The organism is Kitasatospora sp. NPDC048662, assembly GCF_055587065.1.
This window is the reverse complement of record NZ_JBVJHA010000003.1, coordinates 422051-440493: the sequence shown is the minus strand read 5'-3', so window position 1 is coordinate 440493 and position 18443 is coordinate 422051. Positions and strand designations below refer to the sequence as shown.

17 protein-coding genes are annotated in these 18443 nt (G+C 73.0%); 7 read left to right on the top strand and 10 right to left on the bottom strand.

What is annotated here, in order from left to right; genetic code table 11:
• Positions 1-38 precede the first annotated feature (38 nt).
• Positions 39-950, top strand: a complete 912-nt coding sequence (locus ACZ6R9_RS12515) for a PAC2 family protein (protein WP_380488826.1) — start codon at positions 39-41, stop codon at positions 948-950.
• A gap of 96 nt (positions 951-1046) precedes the next feature.
• Here the strand turns inward: ACZ6R9_RS12515 and mshC are convergent, their stop codons facing one another.
• The 4 genes from mshC to ACZ6R9_RS12495 form a co-directional block, all read right to left on the bottom strand.
• A complete protein-coding gene (gene mshC, locus ACZ6R9_RS12510) occupies positions 1047-2276 on the bottom strand; it encodes a cysteine--1-D-myo-inosityl 2-amino-2-deoxy-alpha-D-glucopyranoside ligase (protein ID WP_465538152.1) in 1230 nt (409 codons plus the stop codon).
• Positions 2277-2365: 89 nt separating this feature from the next.
• Entirely contained in the window at positions 2366-3202 is an 837-nt protein-coding gene (locus tag ACZ6R9_RS12505; RefSeq protein WP_465538151.1) for an SCO1664 family protein, read from the bottom strand.
• A gap of 14 nt (positions 3203-3216) precedes the next feature.
• Entirely contained in the window at positions 3217-3780 is a 564-nt protein-coding gene (locus ACZ6R9_RS12500) for a DUF3090 domain-containing protein (RefSeq protein WP_380484126.1), read from the bottom strand.
• 143 nt (positions 3781-3923) lie between these two features.
• Positions 3924-4619, bottom strand: a complete 696-nt coding sequence (locus ACZ6R9_RS12495; protein ID WP_465538150.1) for a histidine phosphatase family protein — start codon at positions 4617-4619, stop codon at positions 3924-3926.
• A 62-nt stretch (positions 4620-4681) separates the two neighbouring features.
• Between ACZ6R9_RS12495 and ACZ6R9_RS12490 the strand changes: the two genes are divergently transcribed.
• Positions 4682-5680 (top strand): magnesium and cobalt transport protein CorA, encoded by a 999-nt coding sequence (locus ACZ6R9_RS12490; RefSeq protein WP_380484122.1) that lies wholly within the window; start codon positions 4682-4684, stop codon positions 5678-5680.
• 33 nt (positions 5681-5713) lie between these two features.
• Here the strand turns inward: ACZ6R9_RS12490 and ACZ6R9_RS12485 are convergent, their stop codons facing one another.
• The 4 genes from ACZ6R9_RS12485 to ACZ6R9_RS12470 form a co-directional block, all read right to left on the bottom strand.
• Positions 5714-7126, bottom strand: coding sequence for an ALF repeat-containing protein (locus ACZ6R9_RS12485; RefSeq protein ID WP_465538149.1), 1413 nt, complete (start codon positions 7124-7126; stop codon positions 5714-5716).
• Between the two features lie 338 nt (positions 7127-7464).
• Complete coding sequence (locus tag ACZ6R9_RS12480) at positions 7465-7692, bottom strand: hypothetical protein (protein WP_380484118.1); 228 nt, start codon at positions 7690-7692, stop codon at positions 7465-7467.
• 293 nt (positions 7693-7985) lie between these two features.
• Positions 7986-8141: a hypothetical protein gene (locus ACZ6R9_RS12475; protein ID WP_380484116.1), complete on the bottom strand. Its 156-nt coding sequence runs from the start codon at positions 8139-8141 to the stop codon at positions 7986-7988.
• A 117-nt stretch (positions 8142-8258) separates the two neighbouring features.
• Complete coding sequence (locus ACZ6R9_RS12470; protein ID WP_465538148.1) at positions 8259-10568, bottom strand: helix-turn-helix domain-containing protein; 2310 nt, start codon at positions 10566-10568, stop codon at positions 8259-8261.
• Positions 10569-10675: 107 nt separating this feature from the next.
• Between ACZ6R9_RS12470 and ACZ6R9_RS12465 the strand changes: the two genes are divergently transcribed.
• Positions 10676-12250 (top strand): WXG100 family type VII secretion target, encoded by a 1575-nt coding sequence (locus ACZ6R9_RS12465; RefSeq protein WP_465538147.1) that lies wholly within the window; start codon positions 10676-10678, stop codon positions 12248-12250.
• 217 nt (positions 12251-12467) lie between these two features.
• Here the strand turns inward: ACZ6R9_RS12465 and ACZ6R9_RS12460 are convergent, their stop codons facing one another.
• Positions 12468-13514: an LLM class F420-dependent oxidoreductase gene (locus tag ACZ6R9_RS12460; protein ID WP_465538146.1), complete on the bottom strand. Its 1047-nt coding sequence runs from the start codon at positions 13512-13514 to the stop codon at positions 12468-12470.
• 133 nt (positions 13515-13647) lie between these two features.
• Between ACZ6R9_RS12460 and ACZ6R9_RS12455 the strand changes: the two genes are divergently transcribed.
• The 3 genes from ACZ6R9_RS12455 (at position 13648) to ACZ6R9_RS12445 (ending at position 17166) form a co-directional block, all read left to right on the top strand.
• Positions 13648-14022 carry a hypothetical protein gene (locus ACZ6R9_RS12455; protein WP_465538145.1) on the top strand — a complete coding sequence of 125 codons (375 nt, stop codon included), beginning with the start codon at positions 13648-13650 and terminating at the stop codon, positions 14020-14022.
• 125 nt (positions 14023-14147) lie between these two features.
• A complete protein-coding gene (locus ACZ6R9_RS12450) occupies positions 14148-15125 on the top strand; it encodes an aldo/keto reductase (protein WP_465538144.1) in 978 nt (325 codons plus the stop codon).
• Between the two features lie 28 nt (positions 15126-15153).
• Positions 15154-17166, top strand: coding sequence for a helix-hairpin-helix domain-containing protein (locus tag ACZ6R9_RS12445; protein ID WP_465538143.1), 2013 nt, complete (start codon positions 15154-15156; stop codon positions 17164-17166).
• A 90-nt stretch (positions 17167-17256) separates the two neighbouring features.
• On the opposite strand, the gene ACZ6R9_RS12440 is transcribed toward ACZ6R9_RS12445, so the two are convergent.
• On the bottom strand, positions 17257-17859 hold the full coding sequence (locus tag ACZ6R9_RS12440; RefSeq protein ID WP_380484103.1) for a hypothetical protein: 603 nt from the start codon (positions 17857-17859) through the stop codon (positions 17257-17259).
• A 329-nt stretch (positions 17860-18188) separates the two neighbouring features.
• On the opposite strand from ACZ6R9_RS12440, the gene ACZ6R9_RS12435 reads away from it, so the two are divergent.
• On the top strand, positions 18189-18398 hold the full coding sequence (locus ACZ6R9_RS12435; protein WP_043912690.1) for a DUF5703 family protein: 210 nt from the start codon (positions 18189-18191) through the stop codon (positions 18396-18398).
• Positions 18399-18443 lie beyond the last annotated feature (45 nt).

The following is an 18443-nucleotide window of genomic DNA, read 5'->3' as shown; positions in this document are numbered from 1 at the left end:
GCGGCCGTGCCCCCGCCACGGACGGAGGGAGATGCCGGGTGATCGAGCTGGAAGACCTGCCCGAGTTGATCGACCCGGTGATGATCTGCGCCTTCGAAGGCTGGAACGACGCCGGCGACGCGGCCTCCGCCGCGCTCGGACACCTCGACGAGACCTGGGGCGGCAAGGTGTTCGCCGCGCTCGACGCCGAGGACTACTACGACTTCCAGGTCAACCGGCCCACCATCTGGCTCGACGGCGGGGTTCGCCGGATCACCTGGCCCACCACGAGACTCTCGGTGGTCCGGGTCACCGAACCCAAGCCGCGTGACCTGGTGCTCGTCCGCGGTATCGAGCCGAGCATGCGCTGGCGCTCCTACTGCAACGAACTGCTCGGCTTCGCCCACGAGTTGGGCGTCGAACTGGTCGTCGTGCTGGGCGCGCTGCTGGGCGACACCCCGCACACCCGGCCGGTCCCGGTCTCCGGCGTCACCTCCGACGCGACGGTGGCCCGCAGCCTCGACCTCGAAGAGAGCCGCTACGAGGGCCCCACCGGCATCGTCGGCGTCCTCCAGGAGGCCTGCGCGCACGCCGGCGTCCCCGCCGTCACCTTCTGGGCCGCCGTCCCGCACTACGTCTCCCAGCCGCCCAACCCCAAGGCCACCCTGGCCCTGATCAACAAGCTGGAAGACCTCCTCGACCTGCGCATCCCCCCGGGCGAACTCGCCGACGACGCCCGCGCCTGGCAGCTCGGCGTCGACCAGCTCGCCGCGGAGGACTCCGAAGTCGCGGAGTACGTCCAGCAGTTGGAGGAGGCGCAGGACACCGCGGAGTTGCCGGAGGCATCGGGGGACGCGATCGCCCGCGAATTCGAGAGGTACCTGCGGCGGCGCGAGAACCAGGGGCCGAAGGGCGAGAAGCCCATCACTGGGCACGCGACGGAGCGTCCGAAGGACGAGGACGAAGAGTAGGCGGGGCAGGAGGGCTGCGAAACCAGGGGCGCGTGGGGGTACCTCCCGGCCCGCTAGGGCTGGGAGGTACCCCCACGCGCCCCTGATTGCGTACCCCTAGAGCGCTACGCCGAGCAGCGCGTCCACCGCGCGGGAGACCAGGCCCGGGGCGCCCGTGTCCTCGCCGCCCACCGCGTGGGCCGTCGCGGCCCAACGGTCCACTGCCGAAAGGGCTGCGGGTGCGTCGAGGTCGTTGGCGAGGGCCTCGCGGAGCTCCGCGAGCAGCGTCGTGGCCGGGGGGCCGTCCGGGCGGGAGACCGCTGCGCGCCAGGTGGCGAGGCGGGTGAGGGCGGTGTCGAGGTCCTCGGCCGTCCATTCCCAGTCGCTGCGGTAGTGGTGGGCGAGCAGCGCGAGCCTGATCGCGGCGGGGTCGATGCCGTCGCGTCGCAGGGCCGAGACGAACACCAGGTTGCCGCGCGACTTGGACATCTTGTGGCCGTCGAGGCCGACCATGCCGGCGTGCACGTAGGCGCGGGCGTAGGGGTGGGCGCCGAGGGCGACCTGGGCGTGCGAGGCGCCCATCTCGTGGTGCGGGAAGGACAGGTCGCTGCCGCCGCCCTGGAGGTCGAACTCCATGCCGAGGTACTTGAGCGCGATGGCGACGCACTCGATGTGCCAGCCGGGCCGGCCGTGGCCGAGTTCGGTGTCCCAGGCGGGTTCGCCGGGGCGGGCGGCGAGCCAGAGCAGCGCGTCGAGCGGGTTCTTCTTGCCGGGGCGCTCGGGGTCGCCGCCGCGCTCGGCGAAGATCGGCAGCATCTGTTCGCGGGTGAGCCCGGAGACCTCGCCGAAGTGCGGGTCGGACTCGACGGAGAAGTAGATGTCGCCGTCGATCTCGTAGGCGGCGCCGGAGGCGAGCAGCTGCTGCACCAGCGGGACGATCCACGGGATGGATTCGACGGCGCCGATGTAGTGCGCGGGCGGGAGCATCCGCAGCGCGGTCATGTCCTCGCGGAACAGGGCGGTTTCGCGGGCGGCGAGTTCGGTCCAGTCCTGGCCGGTGGCGACGGCGCGCTCCAGCAGCGGATCGTCGACGTCGGTGACGTTCTGGACGTACAGAACGTCGTGGCCGGCGTCCTTCCAGACCCGCTGGACCAGGTCGAAGGTGTTGTAGGTGGCTGCGTGGCCCAGGTGGGTCGCGTCGTAGGGAGTGATGCCGCAGACGTAGAGCCGGGCGGTCGGGCCGGTGGGCACGACCTCTCGGACACTGCTCGTGGCGGTGTCGTAAATGCGCAGGGGAAGCCCCTGACCGGGCAGGGCGGGAACCTCGGAAGTGGGCCAGGCATGCATGGCACCGACTCTAACCGTGCACTGATTTGAAAGACCAACCTGCTGGCATGATCGGCTTGATTCCGCTTGTTCTCTGTTTCGGATCGGTATCAGACCGGCGGCCAGGGAATAGACGGCCAGTCAGCCGACGGCAGCGGATGCCGTCCCAGGGCCAGCAGCGCGCCCGTCCGGGCCCGCAGCGCGTCGAGTTCGGCTGCTGTCAGGTGCGGTCGCAGCCGCTCGCCGAGGGTGCCGTCGAGGTCGGTGGCGAGCTTGCCGAGGACGTCGAGGGCGTCGGCGGTGAGCGGGCGGTCGGCCCATCCCCACAGCAGGGTGCGGAGTTTGGGCTCGGTGTGGAAGGTGACGCCGTGGTCGATGCCGTAGAGCCGGCCGTCGGCGGCGGTCAGCCAGTGGCCGCCCTTGCGGTCGGCGTTGTTGAGGACGGCGTCCAGCACGGCGAGCCGGCGCAGCCGTTCGTCGTCGCGGTGCACCAACCAGGCTTGGCGGCCGGCGTCGAATTCGGCGCGGACGATGGGGAGCCAGCCGTCGGCGGGCCCGTCCAGTGGCTGGAGGTCGAGGAGTTCGGGGGCGTCCGGGTCGGGTTCGATCCACAGCTGGACCATGCCGGGGCCGGCGGGGCCCTCGCGCAGGACGGTCGGCGGGATCAACTGCCAGCCGGTGGCGGCGGAGACCTCGTGGGCGGCGCTCTCGCGGCCGGCCAGGGTGCCGTCGGGGAAGTCCCACAGCGGGCGTTCACCGGCGACGGGCTTGTACACGCACGGGGCGGTGACGCCGTCGAGGGTGGCGGTGCAGTACAGGACGGCGTTGGAGGCGTCGGTGACCCGGCCGTGGACGGTCAGCGCGCCCTCGCGGAGCAGGGCGAGGGCGGCGGGGGTGTCGGCGGCCAGTGCGGCGCTGGTGGCCGGGTCGGTGCCGGGGGCTTCCACGGCCGGCTGCTCGCTCAGCGCCGGTAGCCGTTCGCGCGCGGGCACAGGTGGCCCTCGGGGTCGAGCGGCAGGTTGCAGAACGGGCAGGGCTTGCGGCCCGCCGCGACCAAGTCGAGGGCGCGCTTGGCGAACACCCGGGCCATCGCGCCACTGAGCCGCACCCGCAGCAGGTCGGGGCCGTTCTCGTTGTCGAAGACCTCGATCTCGTCCTCGTCCTCGGACTCCTCGACGTACGCCTGCGCCTCGACCACCAGGCACTCCTCACGGGCGTCCCAGGCCAGCGCCATGGTGCCGACCCGGAACTCCTGTTCCAGCGGCAGGTCGAGCGGGGCGGCGTCGAGCAGCTCGACGGGCGCGGCAGCCGGGATCGGGGCCTCGCCGCCGCTGCGCCGCAGCGCCTCGTCGAGGACTTCCTCGATGCGTTCGGCGAGGGCGGCGACCTGGGCCTTCTCCAGCAGCACGCTGGTGATCCGGCCACGCGAGGAGGCCTGCAGGTAGAACGCCCGGGCACCGGGCTGGCCGACGGTGCCGGCCACGAACCGCTCGGGCTGGTCGTAGAAGTGGACCTGACGGGACACGCTGCTCGCTCCGGTACGGGGGTGTGCGGTCTTCTCGCTCTCACCCTACGGCCAAACGGGCCTGCCGTGGGGTGCGGGGGGCGCGGATTCCTGGTGGGGACGGTGCCGGCCAGGTGCTGCTCGGACGTGCCGGGCAGGCGGACTCAGACGGTGCCGGTCTCGCCGCCGATCACCGCGTCGTCCCCGGCCGAGTGGCCGTGCGGGCGCGGGGCGAGCGAGGCCAGGCTGCCGGTGTCGCCGAGGCGCAGCAGGTACGGGCGGTTCGGGGTGTAGCGGATCGCGGAGACGGAGCACGGCTCGACCGAGATCCGCTGGAAGTGGTCGAGGTGCAGGCCGAGCGCGTCCGCGACGATCGCCTTGATCACGTCGCCGTGGGTGGCGACCACCCAGAGCGCGTCCGGGCCGTGTTCGACGGCGATCTTCTCGTTCCACTCGCGGACGGCGTCCACGGTGCGGTGGCTGAGCGTGCGCAGTGACTCGCCGCCGGGGAAGGCCGCGCCCGAGGCGTGGTCCTGGACGGTGCGCCAGAGCGGTTCTTCGGCGAGTTCGGACAGCGGGCGGCCGGTCCAGTCGCCGTAGTGGCATTCGCCGAGCCGCTCGTCGAGGTCGGGCGGGCCGAGTTCGGGGCGGGCGGCGACCAGCGGTTCCAGGGTCTGGCGGCAGCGCTCCAGCGGGCTGCTGACCAGCCGGACGATGGGCAGCTGGGCCAGCCGCTCGGGCAGGGCGGCGGCCTGCGCGCGGCCGGTGTCGTCCAGCCCGACGCCGGGCGTCCAGCCGGCCAGGATTCCGGCGGTGTTGGCGGTGGAGCGGCCGTGGCGCACGAGCAGCAGGGTGGGCATACCGCAAGCGTACGGGGTGCGCCCCTCCCGGCGGCCCTCGGGTTCGGGTCACAATGGCGGGCATGATCGTGGATTGCGGCACTTACCGGGACGGGCGGCGCACCGAGGGACCGGAGGACTTCTCGGACGCCCTGGCGGCGGTCCGGGCGTCCGGCGACGGCTTCGTGTGGATCGGCCTGGCGGACCCGACGAGGGCCGAATTCGACCATGTCGCCGAGGAGTTCGGCCTGCACCCGCTGGCGATCGAGGATGCGTTGACGGCGCATCAGCGCCCGAAGGTGGACATCTACCAGGACTCGGTGTTCACCGTCCTGAAGACCGCCGGGTACCACCCGGAGGACGAGTCGGTGTCCATCGGCGAGTTGATGATATTTCTGGGCGACTCGTACGTGATGACGGTCCGGCACGGGCCGGAGAGCCCGCTCAAGGACCTGCGGGCCGAACTCGAGAAGCAGCCCGGGCTGTTGGCGCACGGCCCCGCCGCCGTGCTGTACGCGATCTGCGACCTGGCGGTCGATCAGTACCTCGACGTGGCCACCGAACTCCAGACCGACCTGGACGAGTTGGAGGCCGAGATCTTCTCCCCCGGCCGGGTCCGCGGCGCCGCCGAACGCATCTACTCCTTCAAACGGCAGGTGGTGAACTTCCGTAAGGCCACCTATCCGCTGATGGAGCCCGCCCTGCGTCTCACCCGGGCCGGCACCGCCTCCGGCGAGGTCTGGGTGCCCTTCGTCCCCGCCGAACTGCGCCCCTACTTCCGGGATGTCGCCGACCACCTGGCCAAGGTCAACGAGATGGTGGAGAGCCTGGACCGCCTGCTCTCCGACATCCTCTCCGCCAACCTCGCGCAGGTCTCCGTCCAGCAGAACGACGACATGCGGAAGATCTCCGCCTGGGCCGCGCTGGCCGCCGTCCCCACGATGATCGCCGGTATCTACGGCATGAACTTCGAGCACATGCCGGAACTCGGCCAGCCCTGGGGCTACCCCGCCGCGCTCTCCGTCATGGGCGGCGTCTGCGTCGTCCTGCACCGCCTGTTCAAACGCGCGGGCTGGCTGTAGCGGCCGGCCCGCGCGTTCGATGGACGAGCGGGGTCAGGACTGCTGCTGCCGGCGGCGACGGGCGGCCACCAGGGCGGCGCCGAGGGCCACGGAGGCCGCGCCGGCGGCGGCCAGGGTGCCGAGCGGGGCGTCGACGCCGGTGGAGGCGAGGGTACCCGTGCCGGTACCCGTACCGGTGCCGGTGCCGGTCTGGGTGGTGCCGGTGCCGGTCTGGGTCGTGTCGGACGCCGGGGTCACGGTGGTGCCGCCCTGGCCGCCCTGGTTCTGGGTGCCGCTGTCGGTGCCACCGGTGCCGTCGGTGCCACCGGTGCCCGTGCCACTGCCGGTGCTGCCGCCGTTGCCGCCGTTGCCGCCCGTGTTGCCGCCGTTGCCGCCCGCCTCGTGCGCGTTGGCGGTGTCCCGGGCCTGCGCCTCGGCCAGGCCGGTGGTCAGGAAGACGTGCAGGAACTCGGAGTCGTTCGAGTCCATGGCCTCGCCGGCGGCCTTGCGGACCTCGGGGCCGCCGAGCGACATGGCCTGGGAGATCCGCAGGCGGGTCTCGCTGTCGCTGATGCTGTCCAGGCCCGCCAGGAACGCCTTGAGGTCGTCCGCGCTCAGCGCCTGGGTGGCGGCCTCGGTGAGGGTGAGCGAGCTGCCCGGCTGGATCAGTCGGCGGAGCACCGTCAGCCAGCGCTCGTCATTGGCGATCTGCGGCCACTCGACGTCCAGGAAGTGGTCGATCGCCGCGTCGTCACCGTCCAGCGCCTTGCTCGCGGCCGCCTCCATGCGACTGCCGGGCGCGGCCTGGTGAAGGATCTGAGAGACCCGGACGCGCTTGTCCTGGCGAATGATCTGCGGCCACTCGACCTCCAGGAAGTGGTCGATCGCCGCGTCGTCACCGTCCAGCGCCTTGCTCGCGGCCGCCTCCATCCGGCTGCCGGGCGCGGCCTGGTGAAGGATCTGGGAGACCCGGACGCGCTTGTCCTCGCGGATGATCTGCGGCCACTCGACGTCCAGGAAGTGGTCGATCGCCGCGTCGTCACCGTCCAACGCCTTGCTCGCGGCCGCCTCCATGCGACTGCCGGGCGCGGCCTGGTGAAGGATCTGGGAGACCCGGACGCGCTTGTCCTGGCGAATGATCTGCGGCATCTCGACGTCCAGGAAGTGCTTGACGTCCTCGGCCGTGCCGGCCATCGCCGCCTTGGCGTGCTCGTAGAAGTAGCGGCTGTGCCCCGGCTCCTCGATCACCTTGGCCAGCCGGGCCCGCAGCTCGGCCTCCTCCTCGGGCGTGATGCCGGTGGGCGCGGGGGTGGCGTCCGCCGGGGTGTCGGCCGTCGCCGGGGCGTCCGGCAGGGACTGGCCGGTGGGCGTGGTGTCGGCGAGGGCCGGGTTGGCCCCGAGGGCGGTCGGGGCGGCGACCGCGGCGACGAAGACGGCGGCGGCGATCGAACGACGGATGCTCAACATGTCCCCCTGGAACGGTGGTTCAGACACTCGGCCGGTCGCCGCGGCACTCTCGGCCCGGCGACGGGCGCGATGATCGTATCGGAACCTCCCGCCCCACCGACCAGCGGACTTTCCCAGCCCTTGACCCGCCCGTTCCCGGCCCGGCCGGGGCGCGTCGCCCTGGCGTCAGATGCACCCGCAGCAGAAAATCGCACCTCGGCGGTGCTTTGACGGACTGACAGCAGGCTGGGAGTCTCGTGACTCGAGATCAACGCCCACCCATACGTGACGTTACTCTGTCGGCGACGCTGCCGACAGAGTAAACGTTGGGCCGTCTATATTGACAAGTCGTTTATGACTTAGCCGAGTTCAGGTGACGGGTCAGGAGACTTGTACCGGGCCAGGTCAGCCTCGGTGACGAAAAAGCGCTGGCCGGTGCGCTGGTCTTGCAGGATAGCGCCGCGGAGTATGTCGTGCCCGGGCAGGAGGACGTGCTTCTTGATCTGAATCGACTCGCCTCCGTACGCGAAAATCTCGCCGTTGGGAATCACGAAAGTGTCTGAGGCGTGTGCAGTGATGTCTTCCATGAGGTACCTCGCCGAGAAGCTCTCTTGGTCCAGTGGAAGTCTTCGGTTGAACAAGTACCGCAGCACCGGCGGCTGAATAAGTACCGCAGCACCGACGGCGCCCCGCCTGCGGCGTTCACCCTTTAGCAGGATACATCCTGATGATTGTGTGTGTGCTGTCATGGCCGCCTCGTGCAGCCGAACGCGGGGCTCCGTCGTTCTCGTGATCGGCCGGGAATAATCACGTGAGTCCGAGAGTTTGCCAACGGCCGGGTCATGCACCGCCCGTGACAGCGCAGACCCTCGGCGTGGGCTCAGGCGCCGAAGGCCTGTCGGAGCTGCTGTCCTCCCCCTGGGCGCTGCACACTCCTGAACAGGTCGGTGCCGTCGCGGCGGCCCTGACGGCCGTTCAGCACCACGCCGAGCAGGCGAGAGGCCAACTCCTCGACGTCCTGGAATCCATGGAGCATGCGGTTTCCCCGGCAGAAGCGCGGTCCTGCGTACTTCTGCCGGACGACCGCGCACCCGCGCCCCGCACGGGCCCCAGCGCGGCGGCCTTTGCCGCGCCGGGTCCGGCTGTCGGGGGTTCAGCCCGTAGGTTCCGCGGCCAACTCGTGCAGCAGGTCGGCGGCTTCGGTGTGGCGCCGGTGGTTGAGGTCGACGAGCGCGCGATGGGCCGCGGTCAGCTCGGCCCGGGCCTCCTCGCGGCGGCCCTGATGGTGCAGGGCGACGGCGAGGTCGAGCCGGACGGGTTCGCTCCAGGCCGGCATGTCGAGCGACTCGAAGGTGGCCAGTGCCCGGCGCAGCGATGACTCGGCTTCGCTCCAGCGGGTCAGGGCGGCCAGGTCGCAGCCGAGTTGGTGCTCGGTGATGGCGAGGTAGACGGTGTGCAGCGCGGGGGTCCGGCCGGGGAACCCGGCCCGGCAGACGGCTTCGGCGCGCCGGTGGACCGTGAGTGCCTGTTCGGTTTCGCCCGCGTCGCGCAGCAGGGTGCCGAGGGCGTTCCAGGCGCTCACTTCCGCGAGTCGGCCGCGCGGGTCGGGGTTGTGCCGGTGGCAGTCGGCGGCGGACCGCATCCGGGCGATGGCCTCCTCCGTGCGGCCGAGGCGGTGCAGGGCTCCGGCGCCGTAGCCGAGGGCCCAGCCCTGCTGCAGGCGGTCTCCGGCGGCGAGGGCGGCGGTGTGGGCCCGGTCGGCGGTCTCCAGGGCCCGCCGGTGGTCGTAGCTGCACAGGTTGTACGCCCAGGCCAGGTAGTTGAGGTGGGCGGCCTGCTCGGCGCGGGAGCCGATGGCTTCGGCCGATGCCGCCGACAGCTCGAACACCTCGGTCCACTGCTCCCAGTGCTGGGTGCGGTCGGAGAACCAGTGCATGGCCTCGGCGGTGTCCACGACCTCGCGGTGCAGCTCGCGGTCGTGGGCGTGCCGCAGGGCCCAGAGCCACTGCTCGCGTTCGGCCTCCAGCCAGGCGCGGGCCTGCCCGGCGTCGGTCGGTGCGGTGGACGGGTCGGGATCGCGCCCGGCAGGGCGGTCGTGTTCGGCGTCGAAGTGCGCGGCGGCGGCCTCGGCCCGGGCCAGCAGGCGGCGGGCGGCCGTCGATCGGATCCGTTCGATCACGGTGGGGTCGTCGTCGGCGAGCTGCTCGGCCGCGAACAGGCGCAGCAGGTCGTGGAAGCGGTAGCGGTCCGGCTGCGGGGTGGCGTGCAGCAGTCCCTGCTGTTCGAGGTCCTCGGCCAGTTGCCGGGCTTGGCGCAGGGGCAGGTCGGCGAACAGGGCGAGGGTGTGGGCGCTGAAGTCCGGTCCTTGCGCGAGCGCGGCGCGACGCAGCAGGGTGCGGGCGGCGGGCGCGAGCCGGCGGTAGGAGAGGGCGAACGCCGCACGGACTTCCAGGCTGCCGGCGCGGAGGGCGTCCAACCGTCTTTCCTCGTCGGTGAGGTGCGACACGAGGGTGGCGATGCGTTCGGCCGGTCGCGCGGCCAGCCGTTGGCCGGCCACCCGGAGGGCCAGCGGCAGCCGGCCGCACAGGTCGGCGAGATCGCGGGCGGCCTGCTCCTCGGCGGCGACCCGGTCGGCGCCGAGGATGCGGGTCAGCAGGTGGACGGCCTCCTCCCGGCGCAGCAGGGCGAGGTCCGTCCGGCAGGCCGACTCCAGGCCGGCCAGCGAGTTCCGGCTGGTCACCAGGGTCAGTGAGGTGCCCCGGTCGGGCAGCATCGGGCGTACCTGGTCCTCGTTCGCGGCGTTGTCGAGGAGGATGAGCAGCCGTCGGTCCGCCGTGAGGGTGCGCCACAGGCCCGAGCGTTCCTCGGTGCTGCGGGGTATGGCGCTCTCGTCCACGGCGAGTGCGCGCAGGAGCCTGGCCAGTGCCTCGCGCGGGTCGGTCGGCCGTTCGTCCGTGCCGCGCAGGTCGAGGGCGAGTTGGCCGCCGGGGTAGTCGGGTGCGAGCAGGTGCGCCGCGTGGACGGCGAACGCGCTCTTTCCCAGGCCCGGTTGACCGGTGATCAGCGCGACGGGCGCCGGGCCGTGGGCGGCGTGGGCGGCGTGGGCGGCGTGGGCGGCCAACTCCCGTACTGCGTCCAGCGCTTCGGTGCGTGCGGTGAAGTCCCGCAGGTCGCGGGGAAGGGCGAGCGTACCGGCGAGCGGTGCCGTGGGCGGGGCGGGCACGGCGCGCGGGCGGCCGAGTGCCGCGGCGGCCTCCAGCGCACGGGTGTCGTCCGGGTCCAGGGCCAGGGCCCGGGTGAGTGCCTCGACGGTGCGGCGCTGCGGCCCGCGGGCCCTGCCGCGTTCCAGGTCGGCGAGGGTGCGCACGCCGAGCCCGGCGGCGTTGGCGAGGTGTTCCTGGCTGTGGCCCGCGCGCAGTCGCAGTCGGCGCAGCAGTGCGCCGAACTCGCCGGGGCCGGTCACGGCCGGACAGCGGGGACGACGCCCTGCATCTGGCGGGTGAGCGGCACGGCGGGCTCCTTACGGTGCGGCGGGCCCACCGGGACCGGTGCGGAGGACGGCGCGGGACTGTGCCCGGTCCGCTCGCGTCACCACGCTGTCGGCCACCTGCTCGGATCGCGGCGGCAACACTGCAGGCGCGTCAGCGGATGATTCGTCAGGAACATACCAGCGCGCCGCGCACCGGCGGGAATCGGGAACCCGTACTTCTGCCGGTGGTTCTGCCGGGACGTGGGTGGTCGGGCCGGATACGTTCGCTCCTGCTCGAACCCGCTTCTCCGGACGGCTTGTTCCGGCGCGGTGGCGGCCGGGCCCCGTCGTGGACCGTTCGCAGTCGGAGGTACCAGTCCGTGGCCGTTGAGCTTCCCGAGCCACTTCAGTGGGTCCTGCTTCTGCTGGCGGGCTGCCGTTGGCCGGAGGCGGACGAGGACCGGTTGCGCGAGATGGCCGGGCAGTGCCGCACGGCGGCCGAGGGGCTCAAGGAGGCTGCGCAGGGCGCCGATTCGGCAATTCGGCGTGCTCTCGACGGGCAGCAGGGTGCCGCTGCCGATGCGCTGGGCGCGTACTGGGTCAGCTTCTCGGCCGGGGCGGGCAGTGAGGACGACCCGGGCCGGCTCGGTGGCGTGGTCAACGCGCTGGACGGGATGGGCGATCTGCTGGAGCAGGTCGCCAACTCGGCGGAGACCGCGAAGATCCAGATCGTCGCGCAGCTGGGCATCCTGGCGTTCGAGATCGCCACCGCCGAGGCCGAGGCCCCGGTGACCGCCGGTGCTTCGATGGCGCAGATACCGGCGTTCGTCGCGGCAAGCAGGACGGCGGTTTCGAGGATCCTGAAGACACTGCTGAAGGAGATGCTGGCGATGGCGGCCAGACAGGCCGTCCAGATGGCCGCGATCGACCTGCTCGCCCAGGGCATCGAACTCGCCGAGGGGCACCGCCGGAACATCGACCTGAAGGAACTGGGCCAGAACGCCCTCGCCGGCGCGATCGGCGGTGCCTCCGGTCACCTGGTCGGCAAGGGGCTGGGCGGCGCGGCCGGCCGGCTCGGCCTGGGCAATGCCGCGCGGTCGCTGCCCGGGAAGGCGGCGATCGGTGCGGCCACCGGGGTCGGCGCCGACGCGGCCACCCAGTACCTGACCACCGGCAAGGTCGACACCTCCACCCTGCTCGGCTCCGGCCTCTCCGGCGGCGCGGGCGCCGGCCTGCACGCCGGCGCCGCCTCGACCAAGCACCACAGCGCCCCGCCCGGCCCCGGCGGCGGCCCGCACCCCGATCTCACCCATGGCGGCGCGGACGGAACCCAGGACCACCCGCCAAAGTTCGGAAAGCCCGGCACCTTCTCCGGCAGCGGCAGCTACCACGGCCCCACCCAGTCCGGCGGGCGCGGCGATGCTCTTGCTCGTGGCTTTCCGTACGATCCGGGCGAGCCCGCACCTCGGCCTGGCCGTCAGCCCCGGGACGAACCGGAAGACCCCTACGGCCTCCGCCACGAGGACGGTCCCAGCGGCATGATGCAGAGGAGAGATCGGCATGATCGTCCCCATCAGGGCGGTCATGCTCCTGACGGCGGCCCGCCCGATCGTGGTCCTCGACCCGATCGGGGTGACAGAGAGGATCGCACCAGACCTGATGCCTCACATGCCTGACGGCCTGTCGCAATACGCCCTCAGCAACCGACTGCGCATTTCGGGCGCGACGGCCGACGTGCGAGACCTCCGCCCCACCACCGGCCCGGAGCCGACTCGCCGGGGCGTGAAGCTGTAGAGGCCCAGGTCTCGCGGAACTGCCATGCGGGGCAGCCCTGGAAGCGTCCGTGCGGAGCGCTTCCAGGGCAGTCCCCGTCCGTCGGCGATCCCCGCTGCGTCAGGCGAGTCCGGCCCGCTCCAGGGCGTCAACTCCCGTGCGCAGGGCGGCGATCCGCTCGTCGAGCGTCCAGCCGGCCGGGGCGAGGGTCAAGGTGGTGACGCCGGCGGCGGCGTAGGCCTGCATGCGGTCGGCGATGCGGGCGGTGTCGCCGAGGAGGGCGGTGGCGTCGATGAAGTCGTGCGGGACGGCGGCCGCGGCGCCGGCCTTGTCGCGGGCGAGGTAGCGGGTCTGGACTTCGTCGCCGGCCTGCTCGAAGCCCATCCGCCGGGCGAGTTGGCTGTAGAAGTTCTTCTCCTTGCTGCCCATGCCGCCGAGGTAGAGGGCGGTGTAGTCGCGCAGGGTGTCGGCGGCGGCGTGGACGTCGTCGCCGACCGCGATGTTGACGGTGGGGCAGAGGTCGAAGCCGTCCAGGGTCAGGCCGGCCTTGGCGCGGCCGGCGGCGAGGGCTTCGACGGAGAGCGAGGCGTGTTCGGGGGAGAAGAACAGGCCGAGCCAGCCGTCGGCGATCTCGCCGGTGAGTTCGAGGTTCTTCGGGCCCATCGAGGCGATGTACAGCGGGATGTGCTCGCGCACCGGGTGGACGGTCAGCTTGAGGGCCTTGCCGGGCCCGCCGGGCAGCGGCAGCGTCCAGTTGGCGCCGTCGTGGACCAGCCGCTCGCGGGTCATCGCCTTGCGGATGATCTCCACGTACTCGCGGGTGCGGGCCAGCGGCTTGTCGAACCTGACGCCGTACCAGCCCTCGGAGACCTGCGGGCCGGAGACGCCGAGGCCGAGCCGGAAGCGGCCGCCGGAGAGGGTGTCGAGGGTGGCGGCGGTCATCGCGGTCATCGCGGGGGTACGGGCCGGGATCTGGAAGATCGCGGAGCCGACGTCGATCCGCTCGGTCTTCGCGGCGACGAAGGACAGCACGGTGGCGGCGTCCGAGCCGTACGCCTCGGCGGCCCAGCAGACCGCGTAGCCGAGCCGGTCGGCCTCCTGGGCGACGGCGATGTTGTCGGCGTCCAGGCCGAGTCCCCAGTAACCGAGGTTGATCCCGAGTCGCATGTGCCCACTGCCTTCCAGTCCGGTGGTGCGGTGAGAGTAGCCGCCGTGCCGACCGTCCGCTACTGACCGGTAGCCGTGTCGTCCGCCACACCGCTGACACACTGCACGGATGCCGAAGAAGTGACCGAAGGCCATGGCCTTCGCCGACCTGGTGGCGGCCATGCCCGCACCGCCGGACGACCGGGCCGAGGTCCGCCACCACCCGATGCCCGTCACCGACGGCGGCTTCACCGACGCCGACCGCTGCCACTGGCGCCTCACCCGCGGGCCGCTGAACGTCCGCCGCGCCCAGCCGCTCGCCGTCACCGCCGACCGGATGACGATGGGCGTGGAGCACGACGAGCGGGCCCGGCTGTGGGTCCCGCGTTTCCTCACCCCGGACGAGCGCCCCGCCGCCCGGCTCGAAGCCCGCGCCCGGTTCGGCGCCGCCGAGCTGCCGGCCCCCGAGGCGTACGAGTTCGCCGACGCCGACGGCCGCGTCCTGCTGTTCGTCGAGACGTACTGCTGAGCCTGTCGGCCGGGCGGGTCGTCCCGGGCGGTGGCAGGTTTCGCCGCTACTCTCACGCACGTGGGGGGAACCGCCCCCGACCTGCGCCATCGCGGGTGGCGCGGCACGGTTGACGGAGGGGCGCGATGGAACAGCGACAGCTCGGGCGCACCGGCCTGCGAGTCTCCAGACTCGGCCTGGGCACCCTCACCTGGGGCCGGGACACCGACGAGCACGAGGCCGCCGAGCAGTTGAAGGCCTTCGTGGACGCCGGCGGCACCCTGGTGGACACCGCCGACGTGTACGCCGACGGCGGCGCCGAATACCTGCTGTCCCGGCTGACGGACGGCCTGATCCCGCGCTCCGAGCTGGTGATCGCCACCAAGGCCGGTCTGCTGCCCGGCTCCGGCCGCCACAACACCTCCCGCGGCCACCTGCTGAACGCCCTGGACGCCTCGCTGCGCCGGCTCGGCACCGACCACGTCGATCTCTGGCAGGTGCACGGGTACGACCCGGCCACACCCACCGAGGAGACCCTGCACGCGCTCGATCTGGCCGTCTCCTCCGGCCGGGCCCGGTACACCGGGGTGTGCCAGTACAGCGGCTGGCAGCTCGCCAAGTCCGCGGCCTGGCAGCGCGCTTCGCCCGGCCGCACCCCGCTGGCCGCCGTCCAGCTCGAGTACTCGCTGCTCCAGCGCGGCATCGAACGCGAGGCGCTGCCCGCCGCGCTGGACGCCGGGGTGGGCCTGCTGGCCGGCTCGCCGCTCGGCCGGGGCGTGCTCACCGGCAAGTACCGGCACGGTGTGCCGACGGAGTCGCGCGGCACCGCCCAGCACCCCGCCGGCGCGGTCAAGCCGTACCTGGGCGAGGCGTCCCGCCGGATCGTCGACGCGCTGGCGACCGCCGCCGACGGCCTGGCCTCCACACCGCTGAAGGTGGCCCTCGCCTGGGTCCGCGACCGTCCCGGCGTGTCGGCCGCCCTGCTGGGGGCCCGCACCGCCGCCCAGCTGCAGTCATCACTGTCGGTGGAGGCCCTTACGCTTCCGAGTGAGATCCGCGCTGCCCTGGACGACGTGTCGGCCCCGGTGCACCGCTACCCGGACCAGGGCTGGACGGAGCTGTAGCCGCCCGCCCGCTGAAGGAGCCTTCCGCATGACCACCCCCGAGGAGAGCCCGGCCCCGGCCGCCGAGCAGCACGCCGGTACCGTCGCCGCCCTCGCCGAAGCGATCCGGGCCGTCGGCCGGGGCGGCCAGGCCGGCCCTGGCGCTCCGTCCGCCGCCGGCTCGGCCGCCGCGCCGCGCGCCGACGGCCCCGGCGGCGACGCCCAGCGGCAGGCCGCGCTCAGCGCCGTCGCCGAGGTGCTGGCGGCCGGCGGCGCGCCCGCGCAGCTCGCCCCCGCCGCGGTCGCCGAGCTCGGCGAGGGCGCGGCCGAGCTGCTGCGCGAGGACCCGTGGGCGGTGCTCTCGCTGCCCGGCGTCCGCCCCGAGCACGCGGACGGCTTCGCCCGCGGGCTGCTCGGCCCGAAGGCGCAGCCCGGCGACCCGCGGCGCGCCCAGGCGCTGGTGGCCTGGCTGCTGGAGCAGGCCGCGCTGCGCGGGCACTCCGCGCAGGAGCTCGCCGAGGTTTCCGAGGCGCTGCGCGCCCAGCACGTCCCCGACCCGGCGGGCGCGCTCCAGGCGGTGCTGGTGGACGGGCGGGTGATGCCGTTCCAGGAGGAGCTGCCGATGCCGCCCGGCAGCCACGACGAGGACGAGGAGCCGCCCGTCCGCACCCTGCTCGCCCTGGAGCGCCTCGCGCTGGCGGAGGAGAGCCTCGGCGAGGGCCTGGTCCGGCTGCAGTCCACCTTCGCGCCGGGCGAGGACACCGAGAGCCCCTCCGACGAGCCTGCCGCCGAAGGGCCCGAGCCTGCTGCCGAGGAATCCGCCGAGGTTTCTGCCGAGGTTTCTGCCGAGGAGGGACCGGTTACTGAAGCTCCCGTGCAGCCCGGCCCGGCCGCGTGGGAGGAGGCGGCCGCGGCCGCCCCGTCCCGGTCCGCGCAGGAGCTGGTGCGCACCGTCGCCGGGTCCGGCCTGGTCCTGCACACCGGTGGCGAGGCGGCCCGCGCCGAACCGGCCGCGCTGCTGCACGCCGCCGCCGGGCTCGGCCTGCGGGTGTGGGCGGCGACCTGGACGGGCCAGGGCCGCGACTCGCTGGCCGCGCTGCTCCCGGAGGGCTCCCCCGCCGCCGACCGGATCGGCACCCTGGCCGAACTGCTCCACGGCGAGCAGCTGCCGCGCGCGGTGGACGGCACCCTGCCGCTGGACGTGCTGGTGGTACTGGACGCCCCGCTGCTCGACGTGGAGACCGCCGCCACCCTGCTGGAGGCGCTCGCGGACGGCACCCGGCTGGTCCTGTCGGGCGACCCGGGCGGCCTGTGGTCGGCCGGTCCCGGCCGGTTCTTCGCCGACCTGCTGGCCGCCAAGGTGTGCCCGGCGGTGGCCTCCCGCACGCCGGACTTCGGGCCGATCGGCGAACTGGTCTCGGGCATCGGCATCGGCGAACTCCAGCCGGTGGACGCTCCCGACAAGGAGGTGGTGATCCTCACCGCCAAGGACGGCGGCGAGGCGGTGCACCGCGCCGTGCAGCTGCTCACCGACTCCATTCCGCGCGCCCTGTCGATCCCGTCCGAGCAGACCGTGCTGCTGACCCCGGGCCACGGCGGCCCGGCCGGCACCCGGGCGCTGAACGCCGCCGCCAAGGCCAGGTTGAACCCCGGCCCGGGCCGGTTCGGCGGATTCGACCCGGGCGACCGGGTGGTGTACTCCCCCGCGCTGGGCGTCAACCTGCCCGGGCGGGTGCTGGACGGCGACGCCACCGGCCTGCACCTGGAGCTGGCCGACGGCGGGCGGCTCACGCTCTCCCCGCAGCAGGCCGCGAAGCTGCGCCACGGCTGGGCGATGACGGCGCATCAGGCGGTGGGCCGGCGCTGGCCGGCGGCGGTCGTGGTGCTGCCGGAGGACGCGGCCGGGCAGCTGACCCGCCAGTGGGTGTACACGGCGTTCGGGCGGGCCGAGCGGCACCTGTCGGTGGTCCACGCGGCCGGCCCGGCGCTCGCCCAGGCGGTCGCCGACCGCCCCGCCGCTCCCCGCACCACCCGCCTGCGGTCGGTCCTCACCGACCAGTAGTAGGCGGCAGGTGCACGGCGAAGGGCCCGGGACGCCGATGCGTCCCGGGCCCTTCGCCCTGGGCGTTTCCCGGGTGGGACGGGTGGTCCGTCAGTCGTCCAGCTCGTCGTCGTAGACCTCGCTGACGTCAAAACGGCAGATCAGCAGCTCCGGGTCGGCGCTGTCGAACGGCTCGGGAAGCCACTCGCCGGGCTCGGCCGGGTCGGTGGCGGACACCCACAGCGTGGAGTCGCCCTCCTCCAGGCCGAACTCCTCGGCCCGGGCGGCGATCTCGTCCGGCTCGTACTCGCCGAACAGCACGCCGATCGCCGCCGTCACCTCGGCCTCGCCGCCCCCGCCGGGGGTGAGTGTCTCGTCGACCCGTTCGGCCTGGGCACGCAGGCGCTTCGGGTCGGCGATCAGGTAGTCGCGGCGGATCAGCACACTGATCGCCTCGGGCTGTTCGGGCCCCTGGTAACCCGTCCCGGACTCGTCGCCCGGGATCTCGAACGGGGTGACCTCGTCGTAGACCTCGTACAGGATCTGGTCGTAGGCAATGGCGGCCGCCGCAAGCTCCTCGTAGGCGTGCACGACGACCGGATCCCCGGGCTCGGTGGAGCCGGAGACGGCCTGCAAGTGGCGGTCGATGGCGGCCTTGACCGCCTCTGCGGCGGCCCGTACCTCGGTGATGGTCAGCTGCGCGGCATCAGACATGGTGCAGACGCTATCTCCACCTGGCGACGACACGCACAGCGGTTGTCACCTACAGCCGTGAAAACTGGGCAAGTTCACCCTGGATGTCCGTTCCGCACCCTTCTGTCACCGCGCTCCCCGGCCGAATCCCACGGCTGTCGGGGACTCCTCGTACGCGCATCAGCGCGGCCCGGGGCGGGTATCCGTACCGGAGGGGAAAACTGATTGACGGTCAGCTCCGACCCGGGAAAGGCTCGTCCTGCCGCCCGGGGCGGTCCGGACCCGAACCGGCCACCGGCCGGCGGCGCGCCGTAGGCTTGCAGGCAGCACAGCAGCGGAGGAAAGTCTTGATCCCTACCAAACCGGTCCGGCTTCCGGAGTACGAGTACCAGTCGCTTCGTCTGCCGCGCGGCACCTCTCGCAACGCCGCGCGTCAACTGCTCACCGACCACGCCGAGTACGGGCAGTGGGAGCTCGACCGGCTCCGGCTGTACCCCGACGGCAGCCGGACGGTCCGACTGAAGCGGCGCATCATCCGGCAGGTCCGCTCCACCTGGTAGCGCACATGCCCGCGCCCGGGCCGCCCCGTCGAATCGTGCGACGGG

Coding starts and splice junctions, on each gene's coding strand:
- ACZ6R9_RS12455 (WP_465538145.1), top strand. CDS start 13,648: ATGGCCTTCGCCGACCTGGTGGCGGCCATGCCCGCACCGCCGGACGAC.
- ACZ6R9_RS12460 (WP_465538146.1), bottom strand. CDS start 13,514: ATGCGACTCGGGATCAACCTCGGTTACTGGGGACTCGGCCTGGACGCC.
- ACZ6R9_RS12475 (WP_380484116.1), bottom strand. CDS start 8,141: ATGCTCCATGGATTCCAGGACGTCGAGGAGTTGGCCTCTCGCCTGCTC.
- ACZ6R9_RS12495 (WP_465538150.1), bottom strand. CDS start 4,619: ATGCCCACCCTGCTGCTCGTGCGCCACGGCCGCTCCACCGCCAACACC.
- mshC (WP_465538152.1), bottom strand. CDS start 2,276: ATGCATGCCTGGCCCACTTCCGAGGTTCCCGCCCTGCCCGGTCAGGGG.
- ACZ6R9_RS12480 (WP_380484118.1), bottom strand. CDS start 7,692: ATGGAAGACATCACTGCACACGCCTCAGACACTTTCGTGATTCCCAAC.
- ACZ6R9_RS12485 (WP_465538149.1), bottom strand. CDS start 7,126: ATGTTGAGCATCCGTCGTTCGATCGCCGCCGCCGTCTTCGTCGCCGCG.
- ACZ6R9_RS12450 (WP_465538144.1), top strand. CDS start 14,148: ATGGAACAGCGACAGCTCGGGCGCACCGGCCTGCGAGTCTCCAGACTC.
- ACZ6R9_RS12445 (WP_465538143.1), top strand. CDS start 15,154: ATGACCACCCCCGAGGAGAGCCCGGCCCCGGCCGCCGAGCAGCACGCC.
- ACZ6R9_RS12440 (WP_380484103.1), bottom strand. CDS start 17,859: ATGTCTGATGCCGCGCAGCTGACCATCACCGAGGTACGGGCCGCCGCA.
- ACZ6R9_RS12490 (WP_380484122.1), top strand. CDS start 4,682: ATGATCGTGGATTGCGGCACTTACCGGGACGGGCGGCGCACCGAGGGA.